Annotated in this window: 22 protein-coding genes; 12 read left to right on the forward strand and 10 right to left on the reverse strand. The window is 52.2% G+C overall.

All coding sequences use genetic code 11. From position 1 onward, the window contains the following. Positions 1–20: 20 nt before the first annotated feature. Positions 21–1787: a putative bifunctional diguanylate cyclase/phosphodiesterase gene (locus tag F822_RS03415; RefSeq protein WP_025040629.1), complete on the forward strand. Its 1767-nt coding sequence runs from the start codon at positions 21–23 to the stop codon at positions 1785–1787. Between the two features lie 518 nt (positions 1788–2305). Continuing rightward, a complete protein-coding gene (locus F822_RS03420) occupies positions 2306–2641 on the forward strand; it encodes a YegP family protein (RefSeq protein ID WP_025040630.1) in 336 nt (111 codons plus the stop codon). Between the two features lie 99 nt (positions 2642–2740). Here the strand turns inward: F822_RS03420 and F822_RS03425 are convergent, their stop codons facing one another. From F822_RS03425 to ppsA, 4 genes are all read right to left on the reverse strand, one after another. Further along, on the reverse strand, positions 2741–3148 hold the full coding sequence (locus F822_RS03425) for a hypothetical protein (RefSeq protein WP_025040631.1): 408 nt from the start codon (positions 3146–3148) through the stop codon (positions 2741–2743). A 302-nt stretch (positions 3149–3450) separates the two neighbouring features. After that, entirely contained in the window at positions 3451–3630 is a 180-nt protein-coding gene (locus tag F822_RS03430) for a hypothetical protein (protein WP_025040632.1), read from the reverse strand. A gap of 255 nt (positions 3631–3885) precedes the next feature. Further along, positions 3886–4500: an undecaprenyl diphosphate synthase family protein gene (locus F822_RS03435; protein ID WP_025040633.1), complete on the reverse strand. Its 615-nt coding sequence runs from the start codon at positions 4498–4500 to the stop codon at positions 3886–3888. Between the two features lie 48 nt (positions 4501–4548). After that, positions 4549–6939: a phosphoenolpyruvate synthase gene (gene ppsA / locus F822_RS03440; protein WP_025040634.1), complete on the reverse strand. Its 2391-nt coding sequence runs from the start codon at positions 6937–6939 to the stop codon at positions 4549–4551. A 121-nt stretch (positions 6940–7060) separates the two neighbouring features. Here ppsA and ppsR point away from each other — a divergent pair, with 121 nt between their 5' ends. Beyond that, the gene (gene ppsR / locus F822_RS03445; RefSeq protein WP_025040635.1) at positions 7061–7900 is read left to right on the forward strand and encodes a posphoenolpyruvate synthetase regulatory kinase/phosphorylase PpsR; all 840 of its coding nucleotides are present in this window, start codon (positions 7061–7063) and stop codon (positions 7898–7900) included. A gap of 219 nt (positions 7901–8119) precedes the next feature. Here ppsR and F822_RS03450 read toward each other — a convergent pair whose 3' ends face one another. The 5 genes from F822_RS03450 to F822_RS03470 all read right to left on the reverse strand — a co-directional run bounded on the left by F822_RS03450 (position 8120) and on the right by F822_RS03470 (position 14013). Beyond that, a complete protein-coding gene (locus F822_RS03450; protein ID WP_051536638.1) occupies positions 8120–9034 on the reverse strand; it encodes a sensor histidine kinase in 915 nt (304 codons plus the stop codon). A 556-nt stretch (positions 9035–9590) separates the two neighbouring features. Beyond that, a complete protein-coding gene (locus tag F822_RS15730) occupies positions 9591–9818 on the reverse strand; it encodes a hypothetical protein (RefSeq protein WP_231623562.1) in 228 nt (75 codons plus the stop codon). After that, entirely contained in the window at positions 9775–10404 is a 630-nt protein-coding gene (locus F822_RS03460) for a hypothetical protein (protein ID WP_025040638.1), read from the reverse strand. The genes F822_RS15730 and F822_RS03460 overlap by 44 nt, the downstream gene beginning before the upstream one ends. An 84-nt stretch (positions 10405–10488) precedes the next feature. Next, positions 10489–12879 (reverse strand): phosphoketolase family protein, encoded by a 2391-nt coding sequence (locus F822_RS03465; RefSeq protein WP_025040639.1) that lies wholly within the window; start codon positions 12877–12879, stop codon positions 10489–10491. Between the two features lie 18 nt (positions 12880–12897). Next, positions 12898–14013, reverse strand: coding sequence for an acetate/propionate family kinase (locus tag F822_RS03470; RefSeq protein WP_025040640.1), 1116 nt, complete (start codon positions 14011–14013; stop codon positions 12898–12900). Positions 14014–14482: 469 nt separating this feature from the next. Between F822_RS03470 and F822_RS03475 the strand changes: the two genes are divergently transcribed. From F822_RS03475 to F822_RS03515, 9 genes are all read left to right on the forward strand, one after another. Further along, complete coding sequence (locus F822_RS03475) at positions 14483–15358, forward strand: Tim44 domain-containing protein (RefSeq protein ID WP_025040641.1); 876 nt, start codon at positions 14483–14485, stop codon at positions 15356–15358. 11 nt (positions 15359–15369) lie between these two features. Continuing rightward, the gene (locus F822_RS03480) at positions 15370–15942 is read left to right on the forward strand and encodes a ubiquinone biosynthesis accessory factor UbiJ (RefSeq protein ID WP_025040642.1); all 573 of its coding nucleotides are present in this window, start codon (positions 15370–15372) and stop codon (positions 15940–15942) included. A 64-nt stretch (positions 15943–16006) separates the two neighbouring features. Then, on the forward strand, positions 16007–17521 hold the full coding sequence (ubiB, locus tag F822_RS03485) for a ubiquinone biosynthesis regulatory protein kinase UbiB (RefSeq protein ID WP_025040643.1): 1515 nt from the start codon (positions 16007–16009) through the stop codon (positions 17519–17521). A gap of 359 nt (positions 17522–17880) precedes the next feature. Next, entirely contained in the window at positions 17881–18966 is a 1086-nt protein-coding gene (locus F822_RS03490; RefSeq protein WP_025040644.1) for an ABC transporter ATP-binding protein, read from the forward strand. Next, positions 18959–19873 carry an ABC transporter permease gene (locus F822_RS03495; RefSeq protein ID WP_025040645.1) on the forward strand — a complete coding sequence of 305 codons (915 nt, stop codon included), beginning with the start codon at positions 18959–18961 and terminating at the stop codon, positions 19871–19873. Before F822_RS03490 ends, F822_RS03495 begins: the two co-directional genes overlap by 8 nt. 1 nt (position 19874) lies before the next feature. Further along, positions 19875–20675, forward strand: coding sequence for an ABC transporter permease (locus tag F822_RS03500; protein WP_025040646.1), 801 nt, complete (start codon positions 19875–19877; stop codon positions 20673–20675). Next, positions 20672–21799 (forward strand): ABC transporter substrate-binding protein, encoded by a 1128-nt coding sequence (locus F822_RS03505; protein WP_407938227.1) that lies wholly within the window; start codon positions 20672–20674, stop codon positions 21797–21799. Before F822_RS03500 ends, F822_RS03505 begins: the two co-directional genes overlap by 4 nt. A 204-nt stretch (positions 21800–22003) precedes the next feature. Further along, a complete protein-coding gene (locus tag F822_RS03510) occupies positions 22004–22315 on the forward strand; it encodes a (2Fe-2S) ferredoxin domain-containing protein (RefSeq protein ID WP_025040648.1) in 312 nt (103 codons plus the stop codon). Between the two features lie 216 nt (positions 22316–22531). Next, positions 22532–23200, forward strand: a complete 669-nt coding sequence (locus F822_RS03515) for an alpha/beta hydrolase (protein ID WP_025040649.1) — start codon at positions 22532–22534, stop codon at positions 23198–23200. A 122-nt stretch (positions 23201–23322) separates the two neighbouring features. Here the strand turns inward: F822_RS03515 and F822_RS03520 are convergent, their stop codons facing one another. Continuing rightward, complete coding sequence (locus F822_RS03520) at positions 23323–23853, reverse strand: beta/gamma crystallin domain-containing protein (RefSeq protein WP_025040650.1); 531 nt, start codon at positions 23851–23853, stop codon at positions 23323–23325. Positions 23854–24091 lie beyond the last annotated feature (238 nt).

Raw genomic sequence — 24091 nt, forward strand, 5'->3', positions numbered from 1 at the left:
TCAGGTGATTCAAGGTGGCAATGAGCGGAAATGACAATGACAGCGCTTCTGACCCCGACGAATCAGATCAACCGCACTTTTCAAGCCAGCACAAGGATAGGTTGACAGCTTCTCGGGAAAAGGATATCCCACGCAGGGAAAGTGCTGTCGTTGACGATGAGGCGGCTGTTTTGCGGCGCGAAAAATCCGCTACCGCACGGGAAGACGCCGCGCATTTGCGTGAAAAAGCCGCCGACTTACGCGAAGATGCTGCCCATCTGCGCGAAGGAGCGGCACAGATACGGGAAGGGGAAGCCCACGCACGAGAAGGGGTGGCCACCTTGCGTGAGGGGGTAATCCGCGCCGAAGATGCGGCACAGGCAAAAAGGTCCGAAGATCGCTTGAGGATGATGCAGGACGCGAACGCACAGCTGGTCATCTCTGGAATTGAAGCCCATAAAATGACCCAGCAAGTCGAAACCGCTAAAGCTCAGCTGGATCATCTGGCCCACCATGATGTTCTTACCGGTTTACCTAATCGAATGCTCCTGCAGGACCGGCTTAGCTACGCGATTGAGCTGGCCCGTCGCCAAGGTCGGCAATTTGCGATGCTGTTCATGGATCTGGATCGATTTAAACACATCAACGATTCCCTGGGACATGCGGTTGGCGACCAGCTGCTACAGTCGGTTGCACGCCGCCTGGTGCGTTGTATGCGCCATTCGGATACTGTCAGTCGGCAGGGTGGCGACGAATTCGTGGTGCTGCTTTCTACTATCAAGCATCCAGACGACGCGGCAATCAGTGCACAAAAAATACTTACTGCGCTAGCTGTTCCACATCTCATCGGTGAGCTTGAGCTCCACGTGTCGGTAAGTATCGGCATCAGCATTTACCCAGACGACGGGCGGGACGCGGAAGCCCTGACCAAAAGTGCGGACACGGCGATGTACCACGCCAAGGAAAATGGACGCGATAATTACAAATTCTTCGAGCAGGCCATGAATATTCGGGCCGTTCAGCGTCAGTCGATCGAGGTCGGTCTGCGCCGAGCACTGGAACGGCAGGAATTCGTGCTGCACTATCAGCCAAAAATAAATCTTCACAGCAACTTGATTGTCGGTGTCGAGGCGCTTATTCGCTGGCAGCATCCGGAACGAGGGCTGATGCCGCCATTGCAGTTCTTACCCATCGCCGAAGACTGCGGGTTAATCCTGCCCATTGGCCGATGGGTTCTGCGCGAAGCCTGTCTTCAGGCCCAAGCCTGGATACGGATTGGCTTGCGGCCGATCACCATTGCAGTCAATACCTCTGCACTCGAGTTCAACGCCACGGATTTTCTGGAAAATATACGCGCGACGCTTGACGATACGGGCCTGGAGCCGCGCTATCTGGAGCTCGAACTGACCGAAAGCGTCCTTATGCGGGATGCCGAGTTTACCGATTCCATACTGCATGGACTCGCAGACCTGGGCGTCAAGCTCGCGATCGATGACTTCGGCACAGGCTATTCCAGCCTCAGCTATTTGAGGCAGTTTCCGATCGATACCCTGAAGATCGACCAGTCGTTCGTGAGCCGAATTACCAGCAGCCCGGACGATGCCACCATTGTCAGCGCCGTAATCAACATGAGCAAAAGCCTCAAGCTGCGCGTCATCGCGGAAGGCGTGGAAACACCAGAACAGCGTACATTTCTTCTGGCTCAGCATTGCGATGAGGGCCAAGGCTATTATTTCAGCCATCCGATAACGGCAGAGGCGCTCACCACCTTATTGCAAACCGGTATTAAACCTGCCCCTCACATTTGACAACTAAAACTTTTTGCTTCTGATTCATAGCCCGCATGAGCCGTATTTAGATGGCGACAGCACGCTCCAACCCTTCACACAATCTATAAAGTCAGACTCAATTGATCTTGTATTGTTCTGATCGCTGTCTCCATCCTTGCCGCGGATCTAACCGCATCTTCAATTTACCCCGGTTCAGAAAACACCCGATCGCAACAGGAAAGGCAATATATCGATTCTTTCTGCGAGCTTGGGTACGTATGGTCTAGACGGTTGGAACAATTCTTATCGATCGCGTCTGATCTCATAGGCTCTCTACGCGCAATAATAGGAAACCTTCATGGTTCAATAATCAATGGCAAATTTACTTTTCAGATCATTATCCTTGGCAAATAATAAGAACGTCAACCATAGCTAATTGCTCTGCGTTAACTGTTCTGACTTATGTAGTTTAAGAGTCATAGACTACTCCGTAAAATCAAGTACTTAAGAAATAATGTAGTTTTTTCAAGCTTTGCAACAACAAGAGGGGAATCAAAATGGCTGGGAAATTCGAGATTTATAAAGATAAAGCGGGTGAATTCAGATTCAGATTGAAAGCAAGCAACGGACAAACCATCCTTGCAAGCGAAGGCTACGAGGCTAAAGCCGGCTGCACCAACGGCATAGCATCCGTCAAAAAAAATGCGCCTGACGATGCGCGCTATGAGCGCAAAACAACCGAAAGCGGCAAATTCAGGTTCAACCTCAAATCAGGGAATCATCAGGTAATCGGCACGAGCGAGTCTTATGAATCAGAATCTGCTCGAGATAATGGCATCGAGTCGGTCAAGAAAAACGCACCCGATGCTTCGATAAGCGATACCACTGGCTGATGTGGAAGGGCTTCCATCAGGAAGCCCTTCTCATCCACTCACCGGATTGCGGGAACAGGCTGGAATGTTCCCGCTGACGTCTCTTACGAGATCGAATTTCTATATCGTCAGTACAAAACCAATAATAACCCCCACTACGATTTTTGCCACTATATTGTCTTTTAGCCAAGCCTCGACCTTTTGGGTGAAAACGGGACGATTTTTTTCCGATAAGACCGAATCAAGTATCTTGCCTGGCCATGCCATATCGTCAGGCTGACAGTCCCGCTCCTCTGGTTTACCAAAATTCCTTACCAAATACACTGCCAATCGCTCGGCGATCCAGCCCGACGCATATAATGCCGCCGCAACAAGAAGAAAGTAGGGAAGCGCGATAAGGAACTTGATGGATTTGTCCGCATATTGCTCCATCAAGGGATAACCAAAACTATTCAGCGAGACGAAAATCACCCATAACATCGGGAGAAATAAACAAATCATCAGAACATGAAAAAAAGCCTGTTTCATAGCTCCCCCTTCTCTTTTGGACTCTAAACAAGTATCAAAGAATTGTTACTTCAGGAATAGCCTAGTAAGTCAGCCGAATTCATCAATTACGTACCCGTCTCATGGTTGTATGTTACGCCCCGTATGATCATGAGCCGTACAGGCAGCCTTGCGGTTCCCATATGTTATGCACTAGACTGCCACAAGATATGTGAAGAAGACGTCACATAAATGTGATTAACTTGTTAACAATTGAAATTAATTGGCAAACGGAAGGAAGACATGACTGTCTGAGGTGCAGGGCGGCTTTTGCGAGCGCCTGGTTAATCGCGCTTGGCTAGCGCTTGCTCGATTTGTTCTAAATCCTGCTGAATTTGTTCCACTGATGCAGCCAGATAGATAAGGCCAAGGTAAAGATTATATTTTTCCGGCTGGGCTTGCTCGTCACCATACAAATTAAGGTTTTCCACAAACATTCTTTTCGCATCTGAGGCAACTGACATGTCAGATCTCCGGTACTATGAATAGTTGACGGGTTCGAGGTTCAATTCAACCCGGATAACCCATTAGGACGCGAGATGATGGCGAGGCAGATTGCGAGACAGTTTTGCCGGTTGAGAGAAGTCCATAGCTTGGTCTATGGACGCCGCGCAGGTAGCAAAGATGGCGGCGAAAATGGCCACAAACTAACCGCCAGCACTCGCGTAGGCTCGCAGAGCCGCCTAATGAATTATCTGGGTTAAAGACGTGGCCTTGAATCATCCGCCAAATGACCTATCCTGTCGCTTGAACCAGGATAGGGCATTCTCAAAATGCTGAGGCTGGAAATCCGGCCAGTATTCGTCCCGGATATAGAAATCGGCATAAACCGATTGCACCGGCAGAAAGCCGCTCAGACGACGCCCTCCTCCCCATCTTACAATGAGATCCAGGCGCGAAACGTCGTTTGAACGCAAATTGCCATCTTTAAGGCCTCCCAGATCCCATTCCCAGCCATAGTTAATAAGTAAGTTGACTTTCATGCCTGTACCCTGACGCGTCCTGAATTCTTCCAGTACGGTGGGAAACTGCGCTGAAGTCTCATCGCCTACAACAAGCAGGGCCGCTCCCCTCCGCGCAATTTCAAAAGCAAATGCCACGGATGCATCGGTAAAAGCAAGTTTCTGAGCCTTGGGCCTTTTGGTATTGTCTTGCGTAAAACAATAAATAGAAGCTTCATCTATTCCGCGATCTTTGCATATTTCATATAAGGCGAGTCCCGGGTCGATGCCACAACCATACCCATCCTCTTTAGGCAGGCCGCGATGCTGGGCCCAGCGGCGATTACCATCGGGAATGAAGCCGATATGACGAGGCGTACGGTTTTTTGCCATTTATATCCTTATACAAAACATTCGAGATTGCGCGGCAGGGCGCTGAAATTATATCTTTTTTTTCGCTTCCTCTGCCAGATACAGCCAAGTATCGACCACTGTATCAGGATTCAGCGACAGGCTTTCGATTCCTTCTTCCATTAGCCATCGTGCCAAATCCGGATGATCGGATGGGCCTTGGCCGCATATCCCCACATATTTATTCGCTCTACGGCATGCTTGAATAGCCATCCGCAGCAGCGCCTTCACCGCCGGGTCACGCTCGTCGAAGGATTCGGCGACGAGGCTGGAATCGCGGTCCAACCCAAGAGTGAGCTGTGTAAGATCATTGGACCCAATGGAAAAACCATCGAAGTACGCCAGGAATTGATCCGCCAGCAGCGCATTGGAGGGAATTTCACACATCATGATGAGCCGCAATCCGTTCTCGCCGCGCTTCAAGCCGTTCTCTTCAAGTAACTCTATTACTCGCCTGGCTTCAGCCAGCGTCCGCACGAAGGGGACCATGATTTCCAGATTGGTAAGACCCATTTCAATTCGCGCTTTTTTCAATGCCCGGCATTCCAGTTCGAAACAGTCACGAAAATCTGCTGCGACATAGCGCGAAGCGCCACGAAAGCCCAGCATGGGGTTTTCCTCGGTGGGCTCATACTGTTGGCCGCCAATAAGACTGGAATATTCATTGGACTTGAAGTCGGACAGACGGACAATGACGGGTTTAGGAAAAAACGCGGCGCCCAGCATGGCGACGCCCTCTGTCAACTTCTCCACATAGAAGCTGACCGGATCGGGGTAACCTGCGTTTTGGCTTTCCACCTGCTGTTTCAAGTCCCGTGGAAGATCAGGATAATGCAGCACCGCTTTGGGATGTATGCCGATCATGCGAGCGATGATGAACTCCAGCCGCGCGAGCCCTACGCCATCATTCGGCAACCGCTGAAATCCAAATGCCAGTTCGGGGTTGCCTACATTCATGGTGATCTTGACCGGCGGCTTCGGCATACTTTGGAGCGCGAGATCGGTTACTTCAATTTCCAGCACACCGCGGTAGATATGGCCGGTGTCGCCCTCCGTGCAAGATACCGTGACCATCTCGTTTTCCGTCAATAAACCGGTTGCGTTACCACAGCCCACCACCGCCGGAATGCCCAATTCACGCGCAATGATGGCGGCATGGCAAGTCCGGCCACCGCGATTGGTCACAATGGCCGAAGCGCGCTTCATTACAGGTTCCCAATCGGGATCGGTCATGTCGGTCACCAGAACGTCACCTTCCCGCACGCGCGACATTTCGCTGGCGTCCAGGATCAGGCGCACCGGTCCACTGCCTATCTTCTGGCCGATGGCTCGCCCTGAAGCCAACACATCCGACTTTCCCTTCAAGCGATAGCGCCGCAACGTATCCACCCCGGCCAACGCCTGCACTGTCTCGGGCCGAGCTTGCAATATATAGAGCTTGCCGTCCAGGCCGTCCTTGCCCCATTCGATATCCATCGGCCTCTGATAATGCCGCTCGATGACAACCGCGTGGCGGGCCAACTCCTCCACCTCCGCATCGGTAATGGAAAACTTCCTGCGCTCGCCCTCTTCCACATCCAGGGTTTCCACCGAACGACCGGTGTCCTTGCCTGCTGCGAATTGCATCTTGATGAGCTTGGAGCCGAGGTTGCGCCTTAGAATTGCAGGTTTCCCTTGCGCCAGCGTACGTTTATAAACGTAGAATTCGTCCGGATTCACCGCACCTTGGACCACGGTTTCACCGAGTCCATAGGAGGCTGTGATGAAAACCACCTCATCAAAACCGGATTCGGTATCCAGCGTGAACATCACGCCGGCGGCGCCGATGTCGCTGCGAACCATCCGCTGTACGCCGACGGATAGCGCCACTTCAGAATGAATAAAACCCTTGTGCACGCGATAAGAAATAGCACGGTCGTTGTAGAGTGACGCAAACACGTCCTTGACCGCCTTCAGCAAATTGTCCAATCCATGGATATTAAGAAAGGTTTCCTGCTGTCCCGCAAATGAAGCGTCTGCCAAATCCTCGGCGGTTGCGGAGGAACGCACTGCGACGGAAATCCCGCTCTCTCCCGCATCGCGCAGCATTTTGTCGTAAGCGACCGAAATTTCTTTTTCCAGACGCGGCGGTATGGGTGTGTCGACTATCCAGCCGCGAATCTGCGCGCCAGCCGCTGCCAGCGCCTTGATATCTCCGATATCAAGCACCGAGAGCCTCTTTTCGATACGCAGCGTCAGCCCGCCTTGATCCAGAAAATCGCGATAGGCATCAGCGGTCGTTGCAAAACCACCGGGAACCCGGACGCCTGCCTCGGCCAGTTGGCTGATCATTTCTCCCAGGGACGCATTCTTTCCTCCGACACTGCTCACATCGACCATGCGCAACTCATCAAACCATAACACGTATCGTGAATCGTTCAATTTCTGCTCCTGTTCCAGTGGTCAGAATTGCGTGAATCGCGCCGGGATAACGATTGTGTTATACGCTAAAAAGCGATATTTTGACCAGTCGAAATTATTGTTATTGATGAACCGGTGATAAATGTCAACCCTAACGAGGCCACCCCAGCGAACCGCGTTTTTCCTCTCGGACCGAACGGGTATTTCTGTCGAAACGCTGGGGCATAGTCTTCTCAGGCAGTTCGAAAATGTGCCGTTTGAGGAAATTGCCCTACCCTATCTTGATACCCGAGAGAAAGTTGCAGCCGCTGCCGGGCAAATCAATGCGCGGGCTAACGCTGATAGGGTGCGCCCGCTGGTATTCAGTACTTTCGTAAATCCGGAATTCCGGCTCATTCTTGGCGCTGTCAACGCACTGCATCTGGATTGCTTCAGTATTTTTATCGGCCAGATGGAGGCTGAGCTTGGCGTACGTTCGTCGCATGTCGTGGGCCTTTCCCATCGGGTCGATAGCGCCGTCGATCACCTCCCGCGCATCGAGGCAATAAAATATACCCTTGAGCACGACGATGGCCTTTCCCGGAAGAATTGGCGCAAAGCGGATATTACCCTGATAGGCGTTTCGCGTACCGGCAAAACCCCCACCTGCCTCTATCTCGCGCTGCAATATGGTATTTTTGCCGCAAATTATCCGCTCATCCCGGAGGACTTCAATCGCTTGGGGTTGCCAGCCCAGCTCAAGGATATTCGCCACAAGCTGTACGGCTTTACCATCGATCCCGGGCGGCTGCACCGCATACGTAGCGAGCGCAAACCCGACAGCGAGTACGCCTCTCTCAAGAACTGCCAATATGAAGTACGTGAAGCAGAAACGCTGATGCGACGGGAAGGGATTTCCTACCTTGACGCAACCAGCAAGTCCATCGAAGAACTCGCAACCGCGGTATTGCATCAGGCAAAACTGGAGCGAAAGATTTATTGAGGAATACTTTTGAACAAATTCCGTGATCTGTGACAGCCGGGCAACGTGCAGGGCAATTTTCGCGCCGGCGAAGATATCTAAAGTACTTGGCCGTGGATCTGGCTTTTCTGCGCCGAATCCACGGAACTCGCATCTATGCTCCTACAATTTCAATAGATGAGACAAGAGGGAATGAAGTGAAGAACAAGAGAATGTTGGTTGCATTGCTGTCTGTCGCAGTTACGGCAGCAGCGGCAGTTGCACAATAAATGAAGCCCCTTTATTAATCCCTGCACTTTCTGCCCGGACCATTCCACCATGGAGTTCCACCAGCTGTTTGACGATAGCAAGACCTAAGCCGAGTCCTTTGTGCTGTCGCGCAAGTGAAGTTTCAGCTTGCAGGAAGCGCTCAAACACATAGGGCAGAAAGTCGGCTGATATTCCCAGACCCGAGTCATCGATTCTGATTTCGAAAAATGAGTCCGACTGCTTCATGCCAATTTCTATTCTACCGCCTGTAGGCGTGAATTTTATTGCGTTGGAAAGAAGGTTCCAGAAAACCTGCTGCATCCTGTTAGCGTCACCCGATATCCACCCGGCTTCCCGATCAGTCGTTTCTTGCAGAATAATTCTTTTGGTTTCCGCGGTTGGCCTCATTGATTCAACCGTTGCGCCCACCAGACCGACTATATCCAGTTGCTGCATGTCAAGTCGTACTTTGCCGGAAATCATACTGCTCATTTCGAGAAGATCTTCAATGAGTTTGTTTTGGGCACGAGCGCTACGCTCGATGGCTTGCATGCCTTTACGAACATCGTCTTGCTCTAGCTTTCCCCCCAGGATGAGTTGAGACCACCCCAGGATGACACTCAAGGGAGTTTTGAGTTCATGGGAGATCATCGCAAGAAACTCGTCCTTCAGCTGACTAGCTCGCCCAGCCTCAATTCCAGAGATGACCAGTTGTGCGTTCGCTTCCCGCACAAAAACCAGATGACCATCAGACGCTTCCCGTTCCGTATTCGCCGTACAAATTATCTGCTCGCGCGAGCCGGCAGCGTCTTCGCGTAGATGGACGGCATCTTCACGAAATCGCACTGTGTCTTCTCGCAGCGTAACCAATTTCTCACGGTTCTGAATAGGTTCCCCATCGTTCACGATAATGCTTTTCTCACATGTAAGGCTCTGTTGCAAAAAGAGACTAAACCGGAACTGTGTCCTCGATCTGATTGATTAAGCGCTGTCGATACCGAATTGTCTTTCAATGAGGCTTCCCACGGAAATGACGCCATTTTAAATCTGACCATTGACGATCTACGCTGGAAAACACAATAGTGCGCTACCTTTTTTATTTTTTGCAACAGAGCCCTTTTTATCGCTAGAACCATGAACTCGTTAAAGCTGTCATCACGCTGGTTAAGTGTAACAGACTGTATTTGAAAAACGGCTCGACCTGCCTTAAGCCCGCTCACGCAATCCTGGAGTTGTTACGCTGGGGTGCTAAGCATGAGGTGAAGAATACCAGACACGACGAGTTGGTCCGTCAGTTCGACTTGAATCCCCAGAAGTTTATTGCTGAAATACGCTCGCCTCATAAAGAGTGGGTCTGAGCGAATAGAAATATCGTGTGCCCGGATAAGCTTACGCAACGATTACTTGATGGTGTTGGCACTCTATTTGATTTTTTAGTCAGGGAAATTTAGCTGAGTTTTTATTAGCTCACCCTAAACGTTGGGCCATCCTCCGGCCGAGCCTTGCGGTGATCATGGGTCCGCGTCGTTGCAATATTCGCACGCCCCAGCCACTCCTGCATCTTGGCAATATCCACCTGATGATCCAGCACATGGGTGGCTGCGGTCGCGTGCCCGAAGTCCTTGACCAGGAGCATGCATGGCGTTTTACGCCGCAGGGCGTGAGCCGGCTGCTCCCATTCTTCCGTCATGACGATATTTTGCCAGCAGCGACTTGACGTCCCCATCTTCCGACACCTCGTTTGCCGATACCTTCAGCGCGCGATCATCCGGGTACAAATCGGAAATTGCAACGATCGACATGGCTGCCAGTTCCCATTCTTTCCTTGCAAACTCATTGTCGCTATCTCTGAAATCCGCATTTGCATATACCGATCTCGGCCTGTCCGCTCTCAGGCTCATTTGATAGAGAACATATCCGATAATAAACAGGATAATGCCGGCAGCGAACAATTCCCTGAGAAAATATACGATGCCCAGGACAAACGATGTCAGGTATAAAATCACGCTGTTACGCTGCTTCTTCCATGACGTAGCGGGATAGGCGAATGCCATCCAGTATTTCACGATATAAGCGGTTAGATCCTCCGCGTTGTCCCACTTGTCAGCAAGAATTTTCGTTATCGCCGAGGTCGGTATCTCGGGCCTGGTGATCAACGCCTGCGGTGCCACGATAATTGCATAAAGTGTCGGCAGGATAGCGCCCCAATAAACGGCATATATCTGATTCAGCGAAAATGAAGCAAAAATTGCGATGGCATTGATGAGAAGTATCATCAATCCTCCCTCTCCCAGGTAGCCAAACTTGTATTTATACCCGTTCCCGCTCGCTGGCAACCTATGATAATCAACCTCATCTGATCAGCATACCCAGTTCCAGTCGCGGATCTCGGGCATATCCTCACCATACTGCCTGATATACCATTCGTGCTCGATCAACTTATCCCGCATCAATTGCTTGAGATATGCTCCCTTATAACCCAGAGCGGGTACGCGGTCCACCACGTCCATTACCAGATGAAAACGGTCCAGGTCATTGAGCACGGTCATGTCAAACGGAGTCGTCGTTGTGCCCTCCTCCTTGTAACCTCGAACATGCAGATTTTCATGGTTGGTTCGGCGGTACGTCAAGCGGTGAATGAGCCACGGGTAGCCGTGATAAGCAAAAATTATGGGCTTGCAGGTAGTGAACAGCGTGTCGAAATCGCGGCCGGATAGGCCATGCGGGTGCTCCTCTTTCGGCTGTAGCGTCATCAGGTCCACTACATTTATCACCCGTATCTTCAGCTCAGGAACGTGATGGCGCAGCAGGTCGACCGCTGCAAGGGTTTCCAGGGTGGGGACATCGCCGGCACAGGCCAGCACCACATCCGGCTCGCCATCCTGATCGTTGCTTGCCCAGGCCCAGATACCGATGCCGGCGGTACTGTGCGTAATTGCGGCGTCCATATCCAGCCACTGTAGCGCAGGTTGCTTCCCCGCCACGACAACGTTGATATAATTGCGCGAGCGCAGGCATTTATCGGTTATAACCAGTAGCGTGTTGGCGTCCGGCGGAAGATAGACGCGGATGATATCCGCTTTCTTGTTTACCACGTGGTCTATGAACCCGGGGTCCTGATGCGAAAAACCGTTGTGATCCTGGCGCCATACATGCGATGTCAGAAGGTAATTAAGCGAGGCGATTGGCCTGCGCCAGGGGATTTCCTTGGTAACCTTGAGCCATTTGGCATGTTGATTGAACATGGAATCAATGATGTGAATGAATGCTTCATAGCATGAAAATAAGCCGTGCCGGCCAGTCAGCAGGTAACCTTCGAGCCAGCCCTGGCATGTATGCTCGGAAAGAATTTCCATCACGCGCCCATCCGGGGAAAGATGCTCATCCTCCGGCAGGATTTGCGCCACCCAGGTTCTAGCCGTTACCTCAAACAAAGCACCAAGGCGATTTGAACTGGTTTCGTCCGCCCCCATCACGCGGAAGTTGCGGCTGTCCAGGTTGAGCTTCATGACATCGCGTAAAAATTTTCCCGTCTCCCGCGTGGCTTCGCCTACTACGGACCCTGGCGTGGGCACAGCAATGGCGTAATCGCGAAAATCCGGCATTTCCAGGTCTTTCAGTAGTTGGCCGCCGTTGGCATGGGGATTTGCGCCCATTCGCCGCTCGCCCTGCGGCGCCAGCGCTGCCAACTCCGGTACCAATGTTCCCTTGTCATCGAATAACTCTTCCGGCTTGTAGCTTTTCATCCAGTCTTCGAGCAGCTTCAGATGCCATGGCTTTGAACCGATCTCCGCAAACGGCACTTGGTGCGAGCGCCAAAAACCCTCGACTTTCTTGCCGTCGACTTCTTCCGGGCCGGTCCACCCCTTGGGGCTGCGCAAAACAATCATCGGCCAGCGGGCATATGTCGTTACGCCATTGCTACGTGCTTCCTGCTGAATTGCCCTGATCTTGCCGATCACGACATCCAGCGTAACCGCCATTGTCTGATGCATGAGTTCGGGGTCGGACCCTTCGACGAAATAGGGCTCATAACCATAGCCCATGAGCAGGCTCTCCAACTCTTCATGGCTGATGCGCGCGAGTAGCGTGGGGCCTGCAATTTTATAACCATTAAGGTGCAGGATCGGCAGCACCGCGCCATCATGGGCCGGATTCAGAAATTTGTTGGAATGCCAAGCGGCGGCAAGCGGTCCGGTTTCAGCTTCGCCATCCCCCACCACGCACGCCACGATCAGATCCGGGCTGTCGAAAGCCGCCCCAAAGGCATGCGACAGCGAGTAACCCAGTTCACCGCCTTCATTAATCGAGCCCGGCGTTTCCGGCGCCACATGGCTGGGAATGCCGCCGGGAAACGAGAATTGCTTGAATAGTCGTTGCATGCCTTTAGCATCGCGGGAAATACGGGGATAGAATTCGCTGTAGGTACCTTCGAGCCACGTATTTGCGACCATGGCCGGTCCACCGTGGCCGGGCCCGGCTATATAGAACATATTCAGGTCATATTTTTTTATGACACGGTTCAGATGTACATAAATAAAATTAAGCCCGGGCGTCGTGCCCCAATGGCCAAGTAATCGGGGCTTGATATGCTCAAGCGCGAGCGGCGCCTTGAGTAAAGGGTTGTCCAGCAGATAGATTTGTCCGACGGAGAGATAATTCGCCGCACGCCAATATGCGTTCATCTTGCGCAGATCATCTGCTGAGAGCGGCTTATTTTCAGGTGTGCTTATCGACCGGGTTTCGCTCATGATTTTCTCCTGTAATCGTTAATCCGCTTCGCGTTTCATTAAAGCGTCCGCCTCGCGTGCCAGGATAACCGCCTCATTTACGGGTGTAACCCAGACCTCAATCCGGCTGAAAGGGCTGCTGATGCACGACATTCCACTGGCACCGTAATTTTTTTGGGTATCGACTTCAATTCCGCACCAGTCCATGCCGGTCAAAATTTTTTCCCTCACTTCCGGCACGTTCTCGCCCACTCCGCCCCCAAAAACGATGGCTTCGGCGCCGCCCAATACTGCAAGATAAGCACCCACATATTTACGTGCCCGGTAACAATATAAATCCACCGCCAGCCGCGCAAGTTCATCTGGAGATCGTAACAACTCACGTATATCGGCACTGATCCCGGAAACACCCAACAGGCCCGAGCGCCCATTGAGCAATCGATCCAGTTGCTCCGGTGTCAGGCTTTCCTGACGCTGGAGAAATATGGTGAGACCCGGATCTATATCGCCTGAGCGCGTCGCCATCACGAGCCCCTCCAAGGGTGAAAATCCCATTGAAGTATCTCGCGGCAATCCGTTATCGATCGCCGTGATCGAACAACCGGCCCCGAGTTGCATCGAAATTATCCTCGCACTTCGCAAGGAACCTGGTTGAAGCGCCCGCCAGCTTTGCCACATTGACTTGTGCGCCAGCCCATGAAAGCCATACCTGCGCAATCCATGCTTTTCAGCAAGCTCATGCGGAATAGCATAAGCTCGCGCAGTTTTCGGCAGAGCCGTAAAAAACGCGGTATCAAACACCGCGACCTGGACAATGTCCTTCAACACCTCGCGGGTTGCGCGTATCCACCGCAGCGCGACGGGGTTGTGAAGTGGCGCCAGCAGCGCCAATCGCTCGATCTCCTGCTCGATTTTCCTGTCGATCAGGCATGGCGCGGTAAGATTCATACCGCCGTGAACCACTCGATGCGCTGCCACGGTAATTCCCCCGAGCGCATGTGTCTGCATGAATTCTTTCAGTACGCTCAATGGTTCGCCAACGGAAAGATCATGACGTATGCTCGCCACCTCCGTGAATGTGTCGCCATCGCAAACGAAGACCCCCAGGCGAACTGATGAACTGCCGGTATTAACGGTCAATATGATTGTGGTCATGGGCTCAAAAACATATCGCCAGTCGCGAGCCTTGGAAACGACCGAGACTGGACATCAGGCAACTTGATTCTCTGATTAAACACGATTGTGCATGGAAGTCTGTACGCCAGATTACATATGACACTCTATTTCGATCCCAGCCATAATCCACAGTGCTTCGGAACAACTGTTCAGGCTAAGGTGTACATCACTGCCGACAGCGATAAATCCTCGTATCAAAATAGTAAGTGACAAGATCGCACTTACGGCTTCGCTGGTGGTCAGAACACTGATGCCGACAATCATCGATCGATCGCTAAAATCAGCCACGTCTTTCGATGCGGTTCCCTTATCCGGGCAGTAATATGACGAGATTGTGATTAACGTTGGCAAACGCTTTCAGACAGGCGTATCCGATGCAATTTATGGAACATCCAGGTGAATCGATAATGCTATACTCTTCCTTTCACCGTCCTCTCAGGAGACCATCATGAAGAAAATATTGACCCTGCTGACTCTGGCCATTTTAAGCTTCGGATTGGCCGCCTTTGATGCCGAAGCAAGGCGCTTTGGCGGCGGCAAGAGCATTGGCAAGCAACGTGAAGCCATCAGCCCGCAAACGCCTCCCAAATCGGCGCAAACACCCCCTGCTGCGTCGGCACCCGCCGCGGCGGGCAATAGGTGGATGGGCCCGCTGGCTGGATTGGCTGCGGGAGGATTGCTGGCAGCATTATTCATGGGTGGCGCATTTGAAGGCATCAATATGATGGATGTGTTGATGCTGGCTGCGCTGATGGCTGCGGTTTTCTTCGTCGTGCGCATGATGCGCAAACCGCGGCAGGAACATTCGGCACGACCGATGCAGTATTCGGGCATGGGAGCAGGCCCCGGCAGTAGCGGGACCGCGACGGCGACAGAACACGCAACGGCACCGGGGGAAAGTACGGCAGCACCAGCCCAGGCACAAGCTGTTGCCAGCAAAACCGCGAATATTCCCGCGGACTTCCAGGTCGAGCCATTCCTGCGCAATGCAAAAACGTCATTCATCCGCTTGCAAGCGGCCAATGATGCCCGGGACCTGAGCGACATCCGGGAATACACTACGCCGGAAATGTTTGCGGAGATCAGCATGCAGATCTCCGAACGCGGCAATGAACCTCAAAGAACCGAGGTGATGGGTATCAATGCGGAACTGCTTGAGGTGGTTACCGAGAACAACACGGCCATTGCCAGCGTCCGGTTCAACGGGCAACTGCGGGAGTCTTCCAATCCACCGGAAGCATTTGATGAAATCTGGCACGTGCAGAAGAATATCAAGGACCCTGAATCCGTCTGGCTGTTGGCAGGAATTCAGCAAGTCTCATAGATCCGGCCGCAATGCTGGCATCCGTTGCGATAGCCCCGCTTAACCACTTGTTGCGCGGAGAGAGTTGGGCGCGTAAGCGGTTGCAGCTTCATGCAGGCAGGACGGCACGTTTTCGCCTCCCTCCCTTCCCTGACCTCGCCCTGACCATCCAGGCCAGCGGTGAGGTTTCGGCGGCGGCAAAGGGCGCGCTCGATGACGCCACCTTGACGCTTATTCCAGGTTTATTGCCACGCTTGCTTGCCCATGATGAAGATGCCTATCGCGAAGTCAGGATCTCGGGTGATAGCGAGTTTGCGGAAGAAATTCTCCTTATCGGAAAAAGCCTGCATTGGGATGTGGAGCAGGATATTAGCGGTGTAACGGGAGATATCCTCGCGCATCGGGTAGTGAAGGCCGGCGAAGGCCTGATGCACTGGCAAGCTGAAACCGCACGTAATTTATGGCAGACGCTGACGGAATATCTGACAGAAGAGCAGCCATTGCTTGCAAAATCAATGGATATGCACGAGCTTATTCATGAAATAAACACATTACGGAACCATGCCGCAAGTCTGGAAATGCGCGTGAACGCGTTGGATCGCTAAAAAGTCGGCTTCACGACAAACAAAATTGAGAAGATTACAGACGTACCACCATTCCTTGGCATAAATGCGTTTCTTTCGCCTTCTCAAAATACTCTCGGTAGCATTTCGTTTTGGCCTGGATGAATTTTTTCTGGGCCACGAGCGGCTTCGGTTTCTGCGGCCTGCTGTCAAGGTGGCGACGTTCTGGCGGCGGCTGGATAGGGCGCGAGGCGAACGCCTGCGCCTTGCGCTGGAAACCCTTGGCCCTATATTCGTCAAGTTTGGCCAGATGCTTTCGACTCGCCGGGATCTTCTGCCGCAGGATATCGCCGATGAACTGGCCAAGCTGCAAGATCAGGTCCCGCCGTTTCCCTCCAGTCTCGCCATCAAGACGCTGGAGCAGATCTATGGAAAACCGGTCACCGAGGTCTTTCTGGTCTTTGACGCAGAACCGGTAGCCAGTGCATCCATCGCACAGGTTCATCTGGCGGTGCTGCATGACGGAACGGAAGTTGCGGTCAAGGTGCTGCGACCGGGCATCGCTCCCATCATCGCACATGACGTGGCATTGATGGATTCCGGCGCTTTGCTGGTCGAAGCGCTGTGGCCCGACGGCAAGCGGCTTAAGCCGCGCGAGGTGGTGACCGAATTTGCCCGGCATCTGGACGACGAGTTGGATCTCATGCGCGAGGCATCGAACTGCAGTCAGCTGCGGCGTAATTTTCTGGATTCTCCATTGCTGTTAGTGCCCGAAGTTTACTGGGATTATTGCTATTCCGGCGTTATGGTGATGCAGCGCGTAAAAGGCATACCTATCAGCCAGGTGACGAAACTACGCGAGCAGGGAGTCGATATTCCAAGACTTGCCAGAGTCGGCGTGGAAATATTTTTTACTCAGGTATTTCGGGACGGTTATTTCCACGCCGATATGCATCCGGGCAATATCTTTGTTGGCCAGGACGGACGTTACATCGCGGTCGATTTCGGCATAATGGGAACGCTCACCGACGAGGACAAAAATTATCTGGCGCAGAATTTCCTGGCATTTTTTCGGCGCGACTACAAGCGTGTGGCCGAGGCGCATGTGGAGGCGGGGTGGGCGCCGAAAAATACTCGCGTTGATGATTTCGAAACTGCGATTCGTGCCGTATGCGAACCCATCTTTGACAAGCCGCTGAAGGAAATTTCCTTTGGCCGCGTGCTGCTGCGGCTGTTCCAGACATCACGCCAATTTAATGTTGAAATCCAGCCGCAGCTGGTAATGCTGCAAAAAACCTTATTGAATATCGAAGGGCTGGGGCGCGACCTCGACCCCGATCTCGACCTGTGGACGACGGCGAAGCCCTACCTGGAAAACTGGATGGCCGAACAGCTTGGCTGGCGCGGGCTAACTCGGCGGCTGGCCAAGGAAGCATCGAGCTGGGCAGTCATCATGCCGCAGTTTCCACGCTTGCTGCATCAGGTTTTAAATGAAAATCGCACACAGGCGATGGACGAAAAAATAACCGAAATACTCACCGAACAAAAACGCCAAAGCCGCTTATTCGCTGCTATTGCAGCGATACTGGCAGCATTGCTGCTGTGGCAGACATGGCACTGAAACGCTAGCAGCCTGTCGAACTCGAAGAATCGCAGCGAAAGTGGCTGGGCGAGGGCAGATTTTGCGGATTTGAAGGCCAATAGCTATTCTATTGGCCGAAAAAGCAGCGAAATATAAACCAGCCAGACGCTTTTGCAGCCGATTTCCTTTAAGTCCGACAGGCTGCTCCAGGTCTCCAAGCTCCTTGTCCGCGTGTACGCGCGGGTTGTCGTCCCGACAAATTTCCCGCATTCACCACCGGCCCTACTCTGCCTATACTCCGGCTAGCCTATAAGCATATCGATGCATGTGGATCGGGAGCGGCAGGCGGAACAAATTTTGGTAAAATTCCTGTCTTTTGTCTTTTAACCGGCACGACAATGGCACTACTTGAAATCCGTAATGTCACACGGCGCTTTGGCAGCTATACCGCGGTCGATAATGTCAGCATCAGTGTGGAGTCGGGTGAATTCTTCACGCTGCTGGGGCCATCGGGTTGTGGTAAAACGACGCTCCTGCGGATGATAGCCGGGTTCGATCTTCCGGATTCAGGCCAAATCCTGTTGGACGGAAGAGACATGGTCGGCACGCCGCCGGAAAAACGCCCGGTCCATACCGTATTTCAAACATACGCGTTGTTCCCGCATATGACCGTAGCGGACAATATTGCGTTTCCGCTCAAGATGGCTGGTAAAAAACCACATGAAATAAAAACCAGCGTAGCGGATGCCCTGGACAGCGTACACCTGTCGAATTTCAGCAACCGTTTCCCCAATGAATTATCGGGTGGGCAGAAACAGCGAGTGGCGTTTGCCAGAGGATTAGTCAACCGCCCCCGGTTGTTGCTGCTGGATGAACCATTGGGTGCACTCGATGCCAAATTGCGCGAGGAAATGCAGATGGAGTTGATCAATCTTCAGAAAGAAGTTGGGGTAACATTCGTTTTTGTTACCCATGCCCAGAACGAAGCGCTGGCGCTGTCACATCGCATCGCGGTGATGAACCGCGGCAATGTCGAACAAATCGACGAACCTTCCAAAATCTATGGTTTTCCCAGAAATCGCTTTGTTGCGGATTTTATCGGCAAGATCAGCATGATGAGCGCACAAGTCCTGGAGGCTTCGCCTACCCATTTGAGACTTGATGTAGGCGAAGTGGGGGAAATTACAACCGCCGGCAAGGAAGGTATCAAACCCGGCGATAAAGGTACGATCGCGATTCGTCCCGAACAGGTATTGATTTCCCACCCCTCGGAGGAACCACGCCTGAAAAATCATTTCCTCGGTAAAGTACGTGATTTTTTATATGTTGGAGATGTTACCACCTATATCGTTGAGCTCGCCAATGGCGCCGATATAGAGGCTTTGCTGCCTAATTCCGCACCTGGACGCGCAAAGTTTTTCGAGGTAGGGGATCCAGTAAGCGTCTCATGGCATCACGACGCCGGTATTTTTCTCAATGACTAAAGAAGAAGCCAATGCGCCTCGCGCTGCCCGATTTCTGGTAAGCGGACCGCCGCTATTGTTCCTGGTCGTATTCTTCGTCGCTCCCAGCCTGATCATGATTCTCACCTCGTTCCGCTTTCCGGGCGAGTTCGGTGGCCTGGCACCCATCACTGCACCCGCGGGCGCGGACCACGGCGAATACGGCCTTACCGCCGAAGCTTACCAGTTTTTTTTCAGCAACATTCTTTACGCGGAAATTTTTCTCAAATCCTTCGGCGTTGCGTCGGCAACCACCCTCATTTGTCTTGTTATGGCCTATCCGCTGGCAGTGCTGATCGCGCGCAGTGAAAAACGCTTCCGAAACCTGATGGTGCTGCTGGTAGTGTTGCCATTTGCCAGTAATTTTCTCATCCGTATTTATGCCTGGATGATTATTCTTGGGCCTGAATCCGGGCTCAGCCATTTCATCAATGCTATTCTCGGCGCATTCGGGATTGCCCCTGTGACGTTGTTGTTCTCGCCGTTTGCCGTATTGATCGGCATGGTATATGTACACCTGCCGTTTATGGTGCTGCCGCTTTATACCAACCTGGAAAAGCATGATCCCTCGCTTCTGGACGCCGCACAGGATCTGGGCGCCAACGGCTGGCAGCGGTTCTGGCGCGTCACGTGGCCGCTATCCCTGCCCGGCGTTTTTTCGGGTTCGGCACTCGTATTCATCCCGGTACTCGGCATGTTCGCGGTGCCGGACATACTCGGCGGTACGGGCGACATTCTCATCGGCAATCTGATCAAGGATCAATTCCTCGGCACCCGTGACTGGCCTTTTGGTTCAGCGCTATCAATCATGCTGACGCTGGCGGTGCTATCCGTCGCCGGGTTGACCGCCTGGTTCGCTCGCTCGGCCACCGGGCGGCGCGCGGCATAGCATGAGCCGCACCAATATCTGGCTTTGGTCCGCAGCCGGCGTGATTTACGCCTTCCTGTACGTTCCGCTGGTTATCGTGGTTTTGTATTCGTTCAACGATTCAAAGCTGAATGCCGAGTGGGTGGGATTCACATTGTCCTGGTATAAGACACTGTTCCAGAATACGGAAATGCTCACCGCCGCGCGCAATTCGCTGATCATCGCGCTCAGTGCAAGTTTCAGCGCAACCCTGCTCGGTACGATGGCTGGCCTGGCGATACATCGGTATAAGCTCAAGGTCTTGCCGATATTGGTGTTCACGCCGGTGGCGATGCCCGAAATCCTTCTGGGCGTATCGCTGCTTTTATTCTTTTTGCAGGTGCTTAATTTAACGCTCGGCATGGTGTCCATCATCATTGCGCACACGACATTTTGTATCGGTTTCGTTGCCATCATCGTACGGGCGCGGCTCCAGGGCATGGATGAAAGTATTTTTGAAGCCGCGCGCGATCTCGGCGCCTCTCCCTGGCAGACTTTTCGTCTTGTCACCTTGCCGTTGATCATGCCCGCCGTGGTTGCCGGTGCATTGATGTCGTTTACCTTGTCCATCGATGACTTTGTCATTACATTCTTTACCAAGGGGGTGGGTGAACCGATTCTCCCCATCCATATCTATACGATGATAAAGGTTGCGGTGACGCCGGAAGTGAACGCCATCTCCACATTATTGATGCTGCTCACGCTGGTCATGATCATCATTGCGGCCAGGCTCGAATCGCATGCTTCATCAAGCGCGAACGCAACGTCGCGCGAGACGGGATGATGAATACGCGGTGCATCCATCCAGCGCCGGTTGCATCGTTCCTGTTCCTGCTTGCCTGGCTGGTGTTGTTCACCACGGGCTGCGCGAAACAGGATCAGGATGTTGTCTTCTCCAGCAAGGAAAATGTCCTGCATCTATTCAACTGGAATAATTACATCGCGCCGGAAACGATTGGACGCTTTGAGAAATCCTGCAATTGCAAGCTTTCCCAGGATTATTATTCCGATAATGAGGAAATGCTGGCAAAGCTGTCGGCAGGTGCGACCGGCTACGATCTCATCATTCCCACCGGCAATGCTATGGATACCCTTATTCGCCAGGGCGCCCTGAAACCACTGGATAAATCCTTGTTGCCCAATCTCGGAAATATCAATCCTGCATACCTCGACACACCATTCGATCCGGGCAATAAATATTCCGTTCCATATGCCTATACGCTTACCCTGCTCGGCTTCAATCAGGAGAAAATAAAGAGTCTTGGCCTGCCTACCGACACTTGGGCAGTCATTTTTGAGCCGAAATATCTCGAAAAAATAAAAGGGCGCGTAACGGTACTCGACAGCCAGCGCGAACTGATGGCTGCGGCGCTGAAATATTTAGGCTATTCGGTTAACGATACCGATGAAAAACACTGGAAAGAAGCAGCGAACCTGATCGTGCGCGCCAAGCCTTACTGGGCGGCCTTCAGCAATACCAGCTATATCAAGGAGCTGGCGGTTGGCAATTTGTGGGTGGCGCAAGGATATTCCAACGATATGTTCCAGGCAGCGCTTGATGCCAGAAATACCGGGCGGAAATTCACGATCGGCTATTCGACTCCGAAAGAAGGCGCAGTTCTGGCACTCGACAGCATGGTACTGCATCGAAGTGGAAGCCGTCCCGACCTCGCCCATCAATTCATCAACTTCATGCTGGAGGGGAAAAATTCCGCCGAGCTCACCAATCTCATCGGTTCCGGCAATCCCAACATGGATGCAATACAATATATCCAGGCAGAAATCGCGAACAATGGAGCCATATTCCCAGCCCCTGAAATGCTGAACCATCTCGAAATGCTGCGGGACCTGGACCGCAAACAACGCCGCGTGTTAAGCCGCTTATGGACCGAAATAAAATTGAGATAGACAGCACAATCCAGAATAATAAAGAAGAGATCGTGAAAGACGGTAGTGGTTTGTTCCAGGCCAGGCTCGTTTTCGCCCTTCTCGAAAGTATCTGCTAAGCAAGCCGTGCGGGGCAATAACTCCCATTAACTCATCAGTGGAAGAAATAATCGCTGTTCCGTATAATAATTTTGATTCATTATTTCTCATCCCGTTGAACATATTATGAGCTACTACCTGCGGCATGTATTTTTCTGCGTAAACCAGCGCGAGCCAGGAACTTTGTGCTGTAACAATTATGGCGCTCAGGCCATGCGTGATTATGCCAAGGAGCGAATCAAGGCCCTTAAGCTCGACAGCAAGAGCAGGAGGATACGGATTAACAATGCAGGTTGTCTCGATCGTTGCAACGAAGGTCCGGTTATCGTTGTCTATCCCGAAGAGGTCTGGTATACCTATGTGGACAAAGAAGATATTGACGAGATCATCGAAGAGCATTTGAAAAACGGACGTATCGTCGAGCGATTGCGAATCTAGCAGCCTGTCGGACTTGAAGAATCGCAGCAAAAAATTGACTGGGTGAGGGCAGATTTTGGGGATTTTGAGGCCAATAGTTATTCTATTGGTCGAAAAAGCAGCAAAAATATGAACTGGCCAGGCGCTTTTGGAGCCGATTTCCTTTAGGTCCGACAGGCTGCCAGGGCAGGCAACAAACGTATTTTCCATTTATCTTTTATATTGGAAAGCATACTGTTGAATTCACACATTCCCCAGAAATTATTCATTGATGGCCCGGCGGGAAAGCTGGAAACGGTTCTGGCGGAACCGGATTTCCGCTACCGTCGTGGCTTTGCCATTATTGCGCATCCCCATCCATTATATGGTGGGACAATGAATAACAAGGTGGTCCATACCCTATTCAAGGCGTTTCTCGAGTTGGGATTTGTCACAGTCAAATTCAATTTTCGCGGTGTGGAACAAAGCGAAGGCGAACTTAACTCAGGCAAGGACAATGGGGCAGGTGAAACCGAAGACGTGCTCGCAGTTGTTGAAACCATCAGAAACCAATTCGCCGCCTCCTTTGATACCCCTCCGCTATTACTGCTGGCGGGCTTCTCCTTCGGAGGGGCGATCCAGGTGTATGCGGCGCAACGGCTCAAACCACAGATAGTGGTATTGGTCGCTCCCGCTGTTGGGCGGCTCAACGCGCCCCACCTCGCCCAACCGGATATTAAAGGCGATATTGAAAGCACCAGGCAGGTCCTGATCATACAAGGCGATCAGGACGAAGTGGTTCCCCTTCAAACTGTTCTGGATTGGGCTGCCCCGCAGGAACTACCTGTGGTGGTCGTGCCCGGCGCGGAACATTTTTTTCATCGCCGGTTGCATATCCTCAAACGCATCATTCTCGATTCATGCTGATCTTGAAGGAAGCCGGAAGGTTAGCGCAGGCGGCCATGGGACTTTATGGATGGGCTGGCGCCAGCCCCCTGGAATACGCCTGGATTGGCACGCTAACGCCAGCTTCCTTTCTTTTTACCGGCTCATATGCAAGTGAGCATCATCGACCGGAAGTCATCAAAGAATCCCATTTTTTTTGACATGTTGGGGATTTTTTTACCTGCATCGACAAATTTATCCTGGTCCCGGAAATTGCGATTATCAAAAATCGTGAGATTGGCGTTGGGGCCGACCTCGAGGCTGCGAACCTTATTTTCCCAGTTGAAGCCGAAGGGCCCGGTCATCACCGGTAATTCGACGGGGCCGACCAGCAAAAAGCTATCGCCGCTATAGTCTTTCTTATCGTATAGCTTCACCCAGCACCCGCTATTCGTCGACATATCGCTCGATACCTCCACGGGAACCATCATTAGCACCGGTACCTCAACGATGGTTCCTCCCTCATTTTTCCTCGTCTGTGAATTTTGTTTGCTTTTTTCCGCATGCTTCGATTTCTCGCTCGCATTGGATTTGTCGATCGAGTCTTGCGCATAAACACCAGACCCGGCATATAGCCCAAACACCGCCGCAATGGCGACCAGGAAATTACGAGGGTTCTTTATCAGAATATTCATATTCTTCTCCTTAAAAGAATGGTTGAAAGATTGACGCTCGAGTGAGATCGACCGTGCAAATCACACTGCTGAGGTCCGCCTCTACACCCAGGGTATCCTATGTGATAGCGCAGCTATTTATCTCGGCGCCTATTGCGGCGGATACCGTGAACAGCACGACGAACAGAACAAGGTGATGGGGTCATTTTTCCCCGGATTTCAAGAAATCTAAAAGAATTTTATCGACGGCTGTGTCGTA

The organism is Nitrosospira briensis C-128 (assembly GCF_000619905.2).
GTDB lineage: Bacteria > Pseudomonadota > Gammaproteobacteria > Burkholderiales > Nitrosomonadaceae > Nitrosospira > Nitrosospira briensis.

Excerpts from the sequence above, each read along its gene's own strand:
- F822_RS03415 (WP_025040629.1), top strand. The coding sequence starts at position 21 with ATGAGCGGAAATGACAATGACAGCGCTTCTGACCCCGACGAATCAGAT.
- F822_RS03420 (WP_025040630.1), top strand. The coding sequence starts at position 2,306 with ATGGCTGGGAAATTCGAGATTTATAAAGATAAAGCGGGTGAATTCAGA.
- F822_RS03425 (WP_025040631.1), bottom strand. The coding sequence starts at position 3,148 with ATGAAACAGGCTTTTTTTCATGTTCTGATGATTTGTTTATTTCTCCCG.
- F822_RS03430 (WP_025040632.1), bottom strand. The coding sequence starts at position 3,630 with ATGTCAGTTGCCTCAGATGCGAAAAGAATGTTTGTGGAAAACCTTAAT.
- F822_RS03435 (WP_025040633.1), bottom strand. The coding sequence starts at position 4,500 with ATGGCAAAAAACCGTACGCCTCGTCATATCGGCTTCATTCCCGATGGT.
- ppsR (WP_025040635.1), top strand. The coding sequence starts at position 7,061 with ATGTCAACCCTAACGAGGCCACCCCAGCGAACCGCGTTTTTCCTCTCG.
- F822_RS15730 (WP_231623562.1), bottom strand. The coding sequence starts at position 9,818 with ATGACGGAAGAATGGGAGCAGCCGGCTCACGCCCTGCGGCGTAAAACG.
- F822_RS03460 (WP_025040638.1), bottom strand. The coding sequence starts at position 10,404 with ATGATACTTCTCATCAATGCCATCGCAATTTTTGCTTCATTTTCGCTG.
- F822_RS03465 (WP_025040639.1), bottom strand. The coding sequence starts at position 12,879 with ATGAGCGAAACCCGGTCGATAAGCACACCTGAAAATAAGCCGCTCTCA.
- F822_RS03470 (WP_025040640.1), bottom strand. The coding sequence starts at position 14,013 with ATGACCACAATCATATTGACCGTTAATACCGGCAGTTCATCAGTTCGC.
- F822_RS03475 (WP_025040641.1), top strand. The coding sequence starts at position 14,483 with ATGAAGAAAATATTGACCCTGCTGACTCTGGCCATTTTAAGCTTCGGA.
- F822_RS03480 (WP_025040642.1), top strand. The coding sequence starts at position 15,370 with ATGCTGGCATCCGTTGCGATAGCCCCGCTTAACCACTTGTTGCGCGGA.
- ubiB (WP_025040643.1), top strand. The coding sequence starts at position 16,007 with ATGCGTTTCTTTCGCCTTCTCAAAATACTCTCGGTAGCATTTCGTTTT.
- F822_RS03490 (WP_025040644.1), top strand. The coding sequence starts at position 17,881 with ATGGCACTACTTGAAATCCGTAATGTCACACGGCGCTTTGGCAGCTAT.
- F822_RS03495 (WP_025040645.1), top strand. The coding sequence starts at position 18,959 with ATGACTAAAGAAGAAGCCAATGCGCCTCGCGCTGCCCGATTTCTGGTA.
- F822_RS03500 (WP_025040646.1), top strand. The coding sequence starts at position 19,875 with ATGAGCCGCACCAATATCTGGCTTTGGTCCGCAGCCGGCGTGATTTAC.
- F822_RS03505 (WP_407938227.1), top strand. The coding sequence starts at position 20,672 with ATGATGAATACGCGGTGCATCCATCCAGCGCCGGTTGCATCGTTCCTG.
- F822_RS03510 (WP_025040648.1), top strand. The coding sequence starts at position 22,004 with ATGAGCTACTACCTGCGGCATGTATTTTTCTGCGTAAACCAGCGCGAG.
- F822_RS03520 (WP_025040650.1), bottom strand. The coding sequence starts at position 23,853 with ATGAATATTCTGATAAAGAACCCTCGTAATTTCCTGGTCGCCATTGCG.